We start from the raw sequence: 12,392 nt of genomic DNA, 5'->3' as shown, positions 1-12,392 counted from the left end.
AGTGCAAGCACCCTATCCGGCCTACGAGATTGCCAGCAAGCGATGCTTATTTTTTTTCTTCAGGCGTATAGCCTTCAATATGCACATCCTTACCTTCAAACAGGAAGTTAATCATCTCCTGTTCCAGTAACTTACGGTGTTCAACGTTCATCATATTGAGTTTCTTCTCGTTAATCAGCATGGTTTGTTTATGCTGCCATTGCGCCCATGCTTCTTTAGAAATCTCGTTATAGATGCGTTTTCCCAGATCGCCCGGGTACAGCTGAAAATCCTGTCCTTCTGCTTCGCGTTGCAGGAAAGTGCAAAAAATCGTTCTGCTCATAAAAAATCCTCTTTATCGACCGGTACGTTAAACCTGTGTGCCGACACGTAATTGCTGTAACAAACGCTCCACGGGGGCCGCCAGTCCGACCGACGGCGGTTGCGCTAAGTTATACCAGAGCGCGTTGCCTTCATCCATGCATGAGGTGAATGAGGACACGGGAAGCCACATAGGCACAATATCTAAGTGGAAATGGCTAAAGGTATGGCGAAACGCATTAAGTTGGGTCAGATTATCTGCGTTAATTTGCCGTTGCGCCAGCCAGTCGCGTAGCCCATCCTCATCATCAAACTGCGGAAAACAGTATAAGCCACCCCATAAGCCGCTGGGTGGTCGCTGCGCGAGCAACACCTCGTTTTCATGCTGCATCAGTAAAAAATAGCCCGTCCGTTCTGGTAATGTCTGTTTGGGTTTTTTACCTGGGTACAGCGCCCAGCTTGCATCGGCGCTCGCCACACAGCCATTTTCCAACGGACACAGGGAACATTTGGGTTTTGAGCGCGTACAGACCATGGCGCCTAAATCCATCATCGCCTGATTAAACCGCTCAACCCCATGGGCTGGCGTAACCTGCTCGCTCAACTCCCACAGTTTCTTTTCGACCTCTTTTTTACCCGGCCAGCCGTTTACAGCATAACAGCGAGCCAGCACTCGTTTGACGTTACCGTCAAGAATCGGAAAATGCTGACCCAGGGAGAGCGAAAGGATCGCGCCTGCAGTTGAACGTCCGACGCCTGGCAGGGCGGCCACTTCATCAAAGGTTTGCGGGAATGAGCCGCCGTGCAGCGTCACAACCTGTTGCGCGGCTTTATGCAGATTACGCGCTCTGGCGTAATAGCCCAGCCCGGTCCATAAATGCAGGACTTCATCCAGCGGCGCATGGGCTAAATCCGTTACCGTTGGGAAGCGCGCCATAAAGCGCTCAAAGTAGGGGATAACGGTCGCAACCTGAGTTTGTTGCAGCATCACCTCAGAGAGCCATACTTTGTAAGGCGTCTTATCAATTTGCCAGGGCAGCGTTTTCCGCCCGTATTTGTCGTACCAGCTCAAAACCTGAGCCGAGAATTGAGACGCTTGCATGATTACCGTTTCATTATTGCCGGGGGCAAGATTGCAGCACAGCGGCAACGGGGTGTAAACCGGAACTTTCCGCTGCTCACTTTCTTCCTTTACTTGCATCCGGCAACTAACTTTGGATAATGCCCGTTTTCAGAACTCAAACACAGCAGACTAAACTTTTATGAAGAACGACGTCATTTCACCGGAATTTGATGAAAACGGCCGCCCGCTGCGCCGGATTCGTAGTTTTGTTCGTCGCCAGGGGCGACTGACGAAAGGGCAGGAACACGCGCTGGAAAACTACTGGCCGGTGATGGGCGTTGAGTTCAGCGAAGAACCTGTGGATTTCGCTGCGCTGTTTGGTCGCGATGCGCCAGTCACGCTTGAAATTGGTTTTGGTATGGGGGCTTCGCTGGTGGCGATGGCGAAGGCGCGTCCGGAGCAAAATTTCCTCGGCATTGAGGTTCACTCACCGGGCGTTGGCGCGTGTCTGGCTTCAGCTCATGAAGAGGGCGTCGAGAACCTGCGTGTCATGTGCCATGATGCCGTCGAAGTCCTGCATAAAATGATTCCTGACAATTCTTTATCTATGGTTCAGCTGTTTTTCCCTGACCCGTGGCATAAAGCACGTCATAATAAACGCCGTATCGTTCAGGTACCGTTTGCTGAGCATATCTTAAGCAAGCTGAAGCTGGGCGGCGTGTTCCACATGGCAACCGACTGGGAAGCCTATGCAGAGCACATGCTTGAAGTGATGTCCTCGATTGACGGGTATAAAAACCAGTCAGAGAGTAACGATTACGTACCGCGCCCGGAATCGCGCCCGGTAACCAAATTTGAACAACGTGGTCATCGTCTTGGCCACGGCGTATGGGACTTAATGTTCGAGAGGGTGAAATAATGGCAAAGAACCGTAGCCGTCGTCTGCGTAAAAAAATGCACATCGACGAATTCCAGGAAGTAGGATTTTCGGTTGCATGGCGTTTCCCGGAAGGTACATCTGGAGAGCAGGTCGATCAAATCGTTGATGATTTTATCAATGAAGTTATCGAACCGAACAAGCTGGCCTTTGACGGCAGCGGCTATCTGGCCTGGGAAGGTCTGATCTGTATGCAGGAAATCGGCAAATGCACCGAAGAACATCAGGCTATCGTGCGTAAGTGGCTGGAAGAGCACAAACTCGAAGAAGTGCGCACCAGCGAACTTTTCGATATTTGGTGGGACTAAGTAGCAAAGGGTCGGCAAATGCCGGCCCAATTTGTATTGAGGGAAAGATATGATGCGCAAAACGCTGCTGGCGGCAGTCCTAACGTTCACGGCGATGGCCGCACATGCTGATTATCAGTGCAGCGTCACCCCGCGTGACGATGTGATTTTGAGTCCACAAACGGTACAGGTGAAGGGTGAGAACGGCAACCTGGTCATTACCCAGGCCGGTGATGTCACCTTTAACGGTAAACAGTACAACCTGAACGCCGCACAGCGTGAACAGGCCAAAGATTATCAGGCGGCGTTGCGTAGCAGCCTGCCGTGGATTGATGAAGGTGCCAGAGCGCGCGTGGAGAAAGGTCGCGTGGCGCTGGATAAAATCATCGCCAAAGAGGTCGGCGAAAGCAGCAACATGCGTGGCCGCTTAACTAAGCTGGATGCGCAATTGAAAGAGCAGATGAACCGCATTATTGAGCATCGCACTGACGGCCTGACCTTCCATTATAAGGCGATTGATCAGGTTCGCGCGGATGGACAACAGCTGGTCAATCAGGCGATGGGCGGTATTTTGCAGGACAGCATCAATGAGATGGGGGCGAAAGCCGTGCTCAAAGGCGGTGGTAATCCGCTGCAGGGCGTGCTCGGAAGCCTCGGAGGTTTGCAAACCTCAATTCAGAACGAATGGAAGAATCAGGAACAAGACTTCCAGCAGTTTGGCAAAGATGTCTGCGCCCGCGTCGTGACGCTGGAAAATGATCGTAAGACGCTGGTTAGCAATCTGAAATAATCTTCACCTCTTTTTAACGGCACAGAAACATTCTGTGCCGTTTTATTTTGTATTTTTCTGTTTTTTTGATATCCATCTCTAAGAATAACAATTTGATGCAGATATAAATCTGGTTAATTGGATGGCGTCACATTATTCATCTGTAAGATAGACATAATGCTGCAAATTCAAGTAACTGGAGAAATAACATGGAGTTTTTCAAGAGAACGGCACTTGCCGCACTGGTTATGGGTTTCAGCGGCGCGGCGCTTGCACTGCCAAACATCACTATTTTAGCTACCGGCGGGACGATTGCTGGCGGTGGTGACTCCGCAACAAAATCTAACTACACGGCAGGCAAAGTCGGCGTAGAAAATTTGGTTGATGCCGTACCTCAGTTGAAAGATATCGCCGTTGTGAAAGGCGAGCAGGTGGTAAACATCGGCTCCCAGGATATGAATGACGAAGTCTGGCTAACGCTGGCGAAAAAGATTAATACCGAGTGTGATAAAACTGACGGCTTCGTGGTAACACATGGTACGGATACCATGGAAGAAACCGCCTATTTCCTCGATCTCACCGTCAAGTGCAACAAGCCGGTGGTGCTGGTCGGCGCAATGCGTCCGTCTACGGGTATGAGCGCTGATGGCCCGTTCAACCTGTATAACGCCGTGGTAACCGCCGCAGACAAAGCCTCTGCCAACCGTGGTGTGCTGGTGGTCATGAACGACACCGTTATGGATGGTCGCGACGTGACCAAAACTAACACTACGGATGTCGCTACTTTCAAATCCGTTAACTATGGTCCGCTGGGTTATATCCATAACGGTAAAATCGACTACCAGCGTACGCCTGCGCGAAAACACACCACATCCACGCCGTTCGATGTATCTAAGCTGACCGAGCTGCCGAAAGTTGGGATTGTTTACAACTACGCTAACGCCTCCGATCTGCCAGCTAAAGCATTGGTAGACGCGGGTTACGCCGGGATCGTCAGTGCGGGTGTAGGTAACGGTAATCTGTATAAAACCATTTTCGATACGCTGGCCACTGCCGCGCATAAAGGTACCGTTGTGGTGCGTTCATCCCGTGTACCAACGGGCGCTACCACCCAGGATGCTGAAGTTGATGATGCGAAATACGGATTTGTGGCTTCAGGCTCTCTGAACCCGCAAAAAGCGCGTGTTCTGCTGCAACTGGCTCTGACCCAAACCAAGGATCCTAAGCAGATCCAGGAAATGTTTAATCAGTATTAATGGCATAAAAAATGCCCCTCCCGTAGCGTTGGGGCATTCTCCAGAGATAGTTACTCTTCGTATTTACATCAACCCCAGCATCTGTGGAATAAACAGAGAGATCTGTGGAATGTATACGATCATCATCAGTGCAACCAGCAATGCGGCGTAAAACGGCAGCAGGGGTTTGATCAATTGCTGGATCTTCACGCCAGAAATCGAACAGCCTACAAACAATGCACTTCCTACCGGCGGTGTCAGCAGACCAATGCACAGGTTGGCGACCATCATGATGCCGAAATGTACCGGATCCATACCTAACTCTTGAGCGATTGGCAAGAAAATGGGGGTAAAGATCAGGACTGCCGGTGTCATATCCATAAAGATCCCAACAACCAGTAGTACAATATTGATTAACAGTAGGATAATCAGTGGATTATCGGAAATACCCATTATGTGATCACTGATCATGTAGGGAATATCGGCATTGGTCATCGCCCAGGACATGCCGACAGAGAAGCCGATCAGTAACAGTACGATAGAGGTCATCACGACTGATTCCAGGATCAGCTTTGGTAAATCGCGCCATTTTACTTCCCGGTAAATCAGCACCGAGAGAATGAAGGTGTAGACGACCGCAATCGCTGAGGCTTCTGTTGCGGTAAAGATCCCACCTAAAATACCCCCCATCACAATGATGACCAGTAACAGACTCGGTAGCGCATCCAGAAGTGCTTTTACTGCCTGCGCGCAGGTTGGCCTTTCCGACAGGGGATAACCACGGCGTTTGGCGATAATGGCGCATACCACCATGATCGAAAGCCCCATCAGGATCCCTGGTAAATAACCTGCCATAAACAACGAAGCAACTGAAACACCGCCAGCAGTAAGAGAAAACACAATTAACACATTTGAGGGTGGAATTAACAGCCCGGTAATGCAGGAGGAAACGTTAACGGCTGTCGAGAAGGTTGGGTCGTATCCTTGCTTTGTCTGAATAGGATTAAGCGTACCGCCAACGGCTGCAGCTGCGGCAACGGCAGAGCCGGATATCGAACCAAACATCATGTTTGCCAGCACGTTGACATGACCAAGTGAGCCGGGAACTCGCCCAACCATCACCTGCGCCAGGTTAATTAGCCGGATGGCGATCCCACCGCTGTTCATCAGCGTACCTGCGAAAATGAAAAACGGGATCGCCAATAGGGCAAAATTATCTAATCCGTTTGCCAGACGTTGAGAGACAGTGATAACGGCAACATCCCAAGGAAACATCAGCAGCATTGAGGCTACAGTGGCGATACCGATAGAGAACGAAATAGGTACGCCAATGAACACCAGGACAAAGAAGCAGCCAAACAGGGTTAGTGCGATATAGCCTTCCATCAAATTACTCCCTGCGAAGATTGTTTCAGTTGCTGAATATTTTGGTGAATAAACCACAGGGCATAGAACATCATGACTGCGCCGCTTAGCGGCAGGATGATATACACGTAACCCATTGGAATTTGCATGGCCGCAGAAACTTGCACCGTTGCCAGCGTTTTATTAATCAGCTTGATACCGCCTGTAACGATGACTGAACCTGCAAAGCCAAAAATCAGCAGATTAATGAATAAGCTCAATAACGCCTGTTTACGTTTATTAATCGACATGAACAGTAGATCGATAGACAGGTGGCGCTGGGCGCCTACGGTATAGGCTGCACCTAATAATCCGACCCAGATCATTAAGAAGCGTGCCAGTTCGTCAGTTAAGGTGCTGGGCTGATTGAGCACGTAGCGGCTAAAAACTTGCCAGACTACGCACATGACCAGCGCAATCATTACGATGACCGAAAATGCGGCAATGACGCGGTCTACCGCAAGCTTAAGGCGGTTAAATATCATGGTGAGTTTCCTGGTGAAACAGGGCCAATCAATGGCCCAAAGGGTTATTGTACTGCGTCTTCAAACTTCGCCAGCAGGGCTGCATGTTTTGGGTCTTTTTTGAAGTCATCAAACAGCGGTTGAACAGCGGCGCGGAAAGGGGCTTTATCAACTTTGATAATCTCGCCACCCATAGCTTTTGCTTGAGCGCGGGTATCAGCATCGATTTTATCCCACAACTTTTGTTGATAAGCCTCGGAATTTTTAGCCGCTTGACGAAGGATCTGTTGTTGCTCCGGGGTCAGCTTATTCCATGTTTTGGTTGAGATAACGAGAAAATCTGGAATAGAGGCGTGCTCATCTTCGGAGAAGACTTTAGCTATTTCGATATGACGTGTTTGCACCCACGATGGAACGTTATTCTCTGCGCCATCCACTACACCTTGTTGCATAGCGGTATAAACCTCACCGAAGGGAATGGGGGTCGGCGATCCGCCCATCAGTTCAACCATTTTAATGGTTGTGGGGCTGGGTTGAACGCGGACTTTCAGACCTTTCAGATCCTCTGGTTTGGTAATAGGTTTTTTGGCATAAAAACTACGCGTGCCGGCAACGTAAGCAGATAACGCAAAGAATCCCTTTTCTTTTGTGGATTCCATAATGTCTTTACCTACCTCACCAAATACAACGTTATTGAAATGGTTTTGATCTTTAAATAAGAAAGGTAAATTATAAATGGCATAAATATTATCAAATGACTCTAAATCACTGGCAGAACCTTTTGTCATATCCAACGCGCCATTTTGTAACAACTCCATCGTTTCTCGGGCATCACCCATTTGGCTACTGGGATATATACGTACAATCATTTTACCGTCGGAGAGTTGTTTTACCTCTTTGGCCATTTCTTCGAAAGCCTGGTGAACCACATGGCTACGTTCAAGGTTGTGTGCCAGTTTGAGAGTCACTTTTTCAGCAGCATTTGCGCCAGTGCTAAGTAGCGCCAACAAGGACGCACAGACTAGCGAGCGGGAAAAGGTTTTGATTTTCATAAGTAAGCTCCGTGCTTTAAGGTACAGTAATTGGTTGACATCTGATGATGGTTCACCTTTTTCTGTATGATAAATTAATATAGTTGTCAGACATCTATCCACTATATAGATCACATACCTTTTGCATGGCAGCAGTTTGATCTTATTTTGTGCGCTGTGTTCAATATATTTATGTTGGTGAAGAGGTTATTTAAAATGAATAAAATAATTAATATGGGTATTGTCAATAAATGACGTGCATTGTACTCGGTTTTTCCGAGTACAATATTTAGAGGAATTTGTAGAAGAAAATGCGCCGACAGGCGCACAGAGATTACTCCGCCAGAAACAGCTCCAGCAGAGAATTCAAAAATAGCTTACCGTGTTGGGTAATCTGCCAGTATTCATCGCATTCACTCAGATAGCCCTGGGCAATGGCCTCATCGATCTGTCGACGAATAACGTCTTCGGTAAGCCCGGTATATTGCGTGAACTCCGCGCGAGGCGCGGCTTCCAGCAGCCGGAAACGGTTCATAAAGAACTCAAACGGCTTATCGGCCTCGGCGACATCTCGCTGGCTTTCCAGATAACGTCCTTGCATGTATCCGCGCGGATGTCGCGTTTTGGTAGTGCGCAGGATGCGACCGTCTGGGAAAGTGACTTTGCCGTGCGCGCCGCAACCAATGCCTAAGTAGTCGCCAAAACGCCAGTAATTTAGGTTGTGCTGACACTGATAACCCGGTCTGGCGTAGGCTGAGGTTTCGTACTGCTGATACCCCGCGGCGGTCAGCAACTGGTGGCCTTGCTCAAAAATATCCCACAGCGCGTCGTCGTCCGGTAATAGCGGTGGTCGGGACCCGAACAGCGTATTCGGCTCGATGGTCAACTGATACCAGGAAAGATGCGGCGGGTTGAGCGCGATGGCCTGCTGTAAATCGCTCAGCGCCTCTTCCAGCGTCTGATCCGGTAAACCGTGCATCAGGTCGAGGTTAAAGCTGCGTAGTCCCAGACCGCTCGCCAGGTGCGCTGCACGTTTGGCTTCTTCCGGTCCGTGAATACGTCCCAGACGTTCGAGTTTGGCGGAGCTAAAGCTCTGTACACCAATGGAGATACGGTTTACGCCAGCACGTTGATAATCCACAAAGCGATCGGCTTCCACCGTACCGGGATTCGCCTCCATCGTGATTTCTGCATCTGCGGCGAGATTCAGCCGTGCGCGCACGCCGTCGAGCAGCGTTTGCATTGCCGGGCCAGAAAGCAGGCTCGGCGTACCACCACCGATAAAAATCGTCTTTACCTCGCGGCCCTGGGCGTGGGCCACCTCAGAATCCAGATCGCTCAGCAGATGCTGCACATAGTCGTCATGAGGGACTTCGCCTTTAAGCGCATGCGAGTTGAAGTCGCAGTACGGGCATTTCTGCACGCACCACGGGATGTGTATGTAAAGACTTAACGGCGGAAGCTTAACCATTACGCAGGGCATCCAACAGCAGCTTCAGTGCTTGTCCGCGGTGAGAAATCGCACTCTTTTCTTCGCGGGTCAGTTCGGCGGCGGTTTTCCCTTCAGACGGCACAAAGAAGATTGGGTCGTAGCCAAAACCACCGCTTCCGGCAGGTTCACGGGCAATAACGCCCGGCCAGCGTCCGTGGCAAACCACAGGTGTTGGATCGTCTGCATGGCGCATATATACCAGCACGCAGTGGAATTGTGCCTGGCGCTTGTCATCAGGAACATCCTGCAGGGTGTGGAGCAGTTTTTCCAGGTTCTGCTGATCGGTTGCATCTTCGCCGGAATAGCGGGCTGAATAGATGCCCGGCGCGCCGCCAAGGGCATTTACCGCCAGACCAGAGTCATCAGCAATGGCGGGTAAACCGGTAATTTGCGCGGCATGACGTGCCTTCAGAATGGCGTTCTCAATAAACGTCAGCCCGGTCTCTTCTGCAGAATCAACACCCAGATCCGTTTGAGCGACAACATCAAGACCGAAATCACTCAGAAGAGAGGCGAGTTCACGCACTTTACCGGCGTTGCCGGTCGCGAGGACAACTTTTTGCATGGGATACCTAATCAGTTAGCGCCGCAATTTCGGGCGGGATCTGTTGCGGATGAATGATTTTAACCTGTTTGTGACGACCAAGCTCGCCCTTCTCAATGACGACCTGGCTTTTTGCCACGCGGAACTGTTTGCCGAGAAACTTCACCAGATGGCTATTGGCTTGCCCATCAACCGGTGGGGCGGTAATGGCGACTTTTAGTTCGTCGCCATGTAAACCTACAATACTGTCACGGCTGGCTTTAGGCTGAATGTAGAGCCGTAAAACCAGACCGTCATCGCAGGGGGTAACGGCACTCATAGCGCCATCCACAGCCCCGGCAGCAGCATGTTACCTGTCGCCTGTAATACTTCTGCGATGCCCATATTAATGACATACAGCAGCAGAACCAGGATCATTGGCGAGAAATCGATCCCGCCCATGCCTGGAAGTAAGCGACGAATAGGACGCAGCAGCGGATCCGCCAGTTGAATCAGCACGTACTCCACAGGGCTGCGGCCCTGGCTGACCCAGCTCATAATCGCCATCACCAGCAGAACCCAGAAGATCAGCAGTCCGATAGTCTTCAGGACAATCAGCACGGCGGCGATCCAGATGATCGGCTGGAACGTAACCACCTTAAACAGCACGATGGCCTTGATAAAGCTCAGAACGAGCGCAACTAATGCCGATGCGCTGTCAATTGGCCCCATCGGGGGAATGATACGGCGTAACGGCCCAATAATGGGCTGAGTGATTTTCACAATAAACTGCGAGAACGGGTTGTAGAAATCGCAGCGAGACCATTGCATCCACACGCGCAGCAGCAGCGCCATGGTATACAGCTCAATTACCGTTGAGAGCAGGAAGGTCAACGTATTCATGGTGTTCCTTAGTTTTCCTTATTTTTTAGTGTAATCACGAGCACCAAAAATGGCAGTGCCGATGCGCACCATCGTGCTACCCGCCGCAATGGCGGCATCCATATCATCAGACATCCCCAGTGAGAGCATGTCGATACTTGGGTAACGTGTTTTCAACCCGGCAAATGCTACCGCCATTTGCTGTGCAACTTCAAACTGCCTTACATAATCTGACTCTGGCGCCGGAATCGCCATCAAACCACGCAGGGTAATGCGTGGCAGCGCGGCGACTTCAGCGGCCAGTGCGTCAAGCTCTGCAAGCGGAATACCTGACTTACTGTTCTCATCGCTGATATTAATCTGAATCAACACATTGAGCGGCGGCAGTTCCGCAGGGCGCTGTTCGCTCAGACGGGCAGCGATACGCAGACGATCAATCGTATGGCACCAGTCAAAATGTTCAGCGACCAGACGACTTTTGTTCGACTGCAGCGGGCCGATAAAGTGCCACTGCAGATCGTTAACGCCTTTTTCCTGAAAGTAGCGGATCTTATCCACCCCTTCCTGGACATAGTTTTCACCGAAGGCACGCTGCCCTGCGGTCATGGCTTCTTCGATGGCGCTCGCAGGTTTGGTTTTGCTGACTGCAAGCAACATAACTTCTTCTGAAGACCGCCCGCAACGCGTCGCGGCGGCTGAGATTTTGTCCCGGACATGTGCCAGGTTATGCGCGATATCGTTCATTTTCCGAGGATGTTCATATGAATATGGAAGAAATAGTGGCCCTTAGTGTAAAGCATAACGTGTCGGATCTACACCTGTGCAATGCATGGCCTGCGCGCTGGCGCATAGGTGGAAAAGTCGAAACCGCACCATTTACTACGCCTGGTAAGGCTGCAGATAGGCTGAGTATAAAAATGTGAGTCTGTAGGAGGACGTAAACAGATTTAACTGACAGGATTTTCAATTCGTTTTATTCAGCTCCAGTTTGCCCCAGTGTAAATATTCTACAGTTATAAAATTTGGGATGATATTTATTTCTAATAAAGCAAAAAATTAGATAATTGGTAAGGTAAATATTATGACTTCATTTATTATTAAGTAGCAATACACATCGAAAATACAGATTGCGGGCATATTTGTGATGTCAATAAATAGAGTTGGAAGCATTTAATGTTCAAGGTGATGGTTCGCTTTGTGATATTTCATACTCTTCGTTTATAAATGAGATTTTGCAAATGTGGAATAAAGAAGTCGCTATAAATTTTGTTAAGAATAATGCTCATGCGCACGCTGCAGGTTATTGTGCCAGGGCAGTAACAGCAGCAATCGAACATGGTGTGTATCCCGGACCTGGTTATCGTAAAAATCAGCCCTCGTATAAACTCTATAGGCATAACTGATGAAACGATTGATATTATTTACTTTTCTATTCTCATCGTTTGCTATGGCAGGAATAATACCTGCTGATACTCAGGCATTAAAATTCAATGCTTGGTATATCAAGCAGATTGCTCATAATATCATCCCAGTTGCAGATGATCCGACGGCATTAGAGCCTTATGTTATTATTGATACATTGAATAAATTAAAGCAAGCTTATAGAAGCAATGAGCTTGAAGAGGATTGTTTTCTAAAAGTTCAGGATTTTGCCGATGAAGACTGGAGTAAGCATATTAGTATTGATCTAATTATAGCTGATCCTATTTGTACCAATGTCTATTTGACATTTGGAACAGGTGAGTCATCTCAAAAAGTTATTGACTGCATGGTAGAAGAAAAAGGTGTATGGAAAATCAAGAGCGTGACTACTCGCTATTAGTCGTTGTTTTCACCAATTGAAAATAATCCTGCGACGATGGCTTCTTCGATGGCGCTCGCAGGTTTGGTTTTGCTGACTGCAAGCAATATAACTTCTTCTGAAGACCGCCCGCAACGCGTCGCGGCGGCTGAGATTTTGTCCCGGACATGTGCCAGGTTATGCGCGATATCGTTCATTTTCCGA

Annotated in this window: 15 protein-coding genes and 2 pseudogenes; 6 read left to right on the top strand and 11 right to left on the bottom strand. The window is 49.3% G+C overall.

The window, feature by feature from the left end:
• Positions 1-46: 46 nt before the first annotated feature.
• Positions 47-322 carry an oxidative damage protection protein gene (locus tag OGV38_RS21125; RefSeq protein ID WP_016154409.1) on the bottom strand — a complete coding sequence of 92 codons (276 nt, stop codon included), beginning with the start codon at positions 320-322 and terminating at the stop codon, positions 47-49.
• 27 nt (positions 323-349) lie between these two features.
• Entirely contained in the window at positions 350-1,402 is a 1,053-nt protein-coding gene (gene mutY / locus OGV38_RS21120; protein WP_137367012.1) for an A/G-specific adenine glycosylase, read from the bottom strand.
• Positions 1,403-1,562: 160 nt separating this feature from the next.
• Here mutY and trmB point away from each other — a divergent pair, with 160 nt between their 5' ends.
• The 4 genes from trmB to ansB all read left to right on the top strand — a co-directional run bounded on the left by trmB (position 1,563) and on the right by ansB (position 4,612).
• Positions 1,563-2,282 (top strand): tRNA (guanosine(46)-N7)-methyltransferase TrmB, encoded by a 720-nt coding sequence (gene trmB, locus OGV38_RS21115; protein WP_016154407.1) that lies wholly within the window; start codon positions 1,563-1,565, stop codon positions 2,280-2,282.
• Entirely contained in the window at positions 2,282-2,608 is a 327-nt protein-coding gene (locus OGV38_RS21110; RefSeq protein ID WP_137367014.1) for a YggL family protein, read from the top strand. The genes trmB and OGV38_RS21110 overlap by 1 nt, the downstream gene beginning before the upstream one ends.
• A gap of 49 nt (positions 2,609-2,657) precedes the next feature.
• Complete coding sequence (locus tag OGV38_RS21105) at positions 2,658-3,377, top strand: YggN family protein (RefSeq protein ID WP_016154405.1); 720 nt, start codon at positions 2,658-2,660, stop codon at positions 3,375-3,377.
• A gap of 188 nt (positions 3,378-3,565) precedes the next feature.
• Positions 3,566-4,612 (top strand): L-asparaginase 2, encoded by a 1,047-nt coding sequence (gene ansB / locus OGV38_RS21100; RefSeq protein ID WP_016154404.1) that lies wholly within the window; start codon positions 3,566-3,568, stop codon positions 4,610-4,612.
• A 63-nt stretch (positions 4,613-4,675) separates the two neighbouring features.
• Here the strand turns inward: ansB and OGV38_RS21095 are convergent, their stop codons facing one another.
• The 8 genes from OGV38_RS21095 to OGV38_RS21060 all read right to left on the bottom strand — a co-directional run bounded on the left by OGV38_RS21095 (position 4,676) and on the right by OGV38_RS21060 (position 11,131).
• A complete protein-coding gene (locus tag OGV38_RS21095) occupies positions 4,676-5,977 on the bottom strand; it encodes a TRAP transporter large permease (RefSeq protein ID WP_286474823.1) in 1,302 nt (433 codons plus the stop codon).
• Complete coding sequence (locus OGV38_RS21090) at positions 5,977-6,480, bottom strand: TRAP transporter small permease (RefSeq protein ID WP_016157445.1); 504 nt, start codon at positions 6,478-6,480, stop codon at positions 5,977-5,979. Before OGV38_RS21090 ends, OGV38_RS21095 begins: the two co-directional genes overlap by 1 nt.
• Positions 6,481-6,524: 44 nt before the next feature.
• Entirely contained in the window at positions 6,525-7,511 is a 987-nt protein-coding gene (locus OGV38_RS21085) for a TRAP transporter substrate-binding protein (protein WP_286474821.1), read from the bottom strand.
• Between the two features lie 313 nt (positions 7,512-7,824).
• A complete protein-coding gene (gene hemW / locus OGV38_RS21080) occupies positions 7,825-8,961 on the bottom strand; it encodes a radical SAM family heme chaperone HemW (RefSeq protein WP_046274952.1) in 1,137 nt (378 codons plus the stop codon).
• The gene (locus OGV38_RS21075) at positions 8,954-9,547 is read right to left on the bottom strand and encodes an XTP/dITP diphosphatase (RefSeq protein ID WP_053389412.1); all 594 of its coding nucleotides are present in this window, start codon (positions 9,545-9,547) and stop codon (positions 8,954-8,956) included. The genes hemW and OGV38_RS21075 overlap by 8 nt, the downstream gene beginning before the upstream one ends.
• Before the next feature lie 7 nt (positions 9,548-9,554).
• Positions 9,555-9,845, bottom strand: coding sequence for a DUF167 family protein YggU (gene yggU / locus OGV38_RS21070; protein ID WP_005123286.1), 291 nt, complete (start codon positions 9,843-9,845; stop codon positions 9,555-9,557).
• Positions 9,842-10,408 (bottom strand): YggT family protein, encoded by a 567-nt coding sequence (locus tag OGV38_RS21065; RefSeq protein ID WP_016154401.1) that lies wholly within the window; start codon positions 10,406-10,408, stop codon positions 9,842-9,844. The genes yggU and OGV38_RS21065 overlap by 4 nt, the downstream gene beginning before the upstream one ends.
• Positions 10,409-10,426: 18 nt before the next feature.
• Positions 10,427-11,131 carry a YggS family pyridoxal phosphate-dependent enzyme gene (locus tag OGV38_RS21060; protein ID WP_269518097.1) on the bottom strand — a complete coding sequence of 235 codons (705 nt, stop codon included), beginning with the start codon at positions 11,129-11,131 and terminating at the stop codon, positions 10,427-10,429.
• Between the two features lie 17 nt (positions 11,132-11,148).
• Between OGV38_RS21060 and OGV38_RS21055 the strand changes: the two are divergent.
• Together OGV38_RS21055 and OGV38_RS21050 are read left to right on the top strand one after the other, a co-directional pair.
• Positions 11,149-11,274 (top strand): annotated as a pseudogene (locus tag OGV38_RS21055) (type IV pili twitching motility protein PilT); the annotation flags it as partial.
• 515 nt (positions 11,275-11,789) lie between these two features.
• Positions 11,790-12,209 (top strand): DUF3828 domain-containing protein, encoded by a 420-nt coding sequence (locus tag OGV38_RS21050; RefSeq protein WP_286474814.1) that lies wholly within the window; start codon positions 11,790-11,792, stop codon positions 12,207-12,209.
• Between the two features lie 5 nt (positions 12,210-12,214).
• Here the strand turns inward: OGV38_RS21050 and OGV38_RS21045 are convergent.
• Positions 12,215-12,385: pseudogene (locus OGV38_RS21045) on the bottom strand (YggS family pyridoxal phosphate enzyme); the annotation flags it as partial.
• Between the last annotated feature and the right edge of the window lie 7 nt (positions 12,386-12,392).

The sequence above is a fragment of the Citrobacter sp. Cb080 genome (assembly GCF_030334745.1).
GTDB classification, from domain to species: domain Bacteria; phylum Pseudomonadota; class Gammaproteobacteria; order Enterobacterales; family Enterobacteriaceae; genus Citrobacter; species Citrobacter braakii.
Note: the sequence above shows the minus strand (reverse complement) of the source record. Positions and strands in the feature narration are given on the sequence as shown.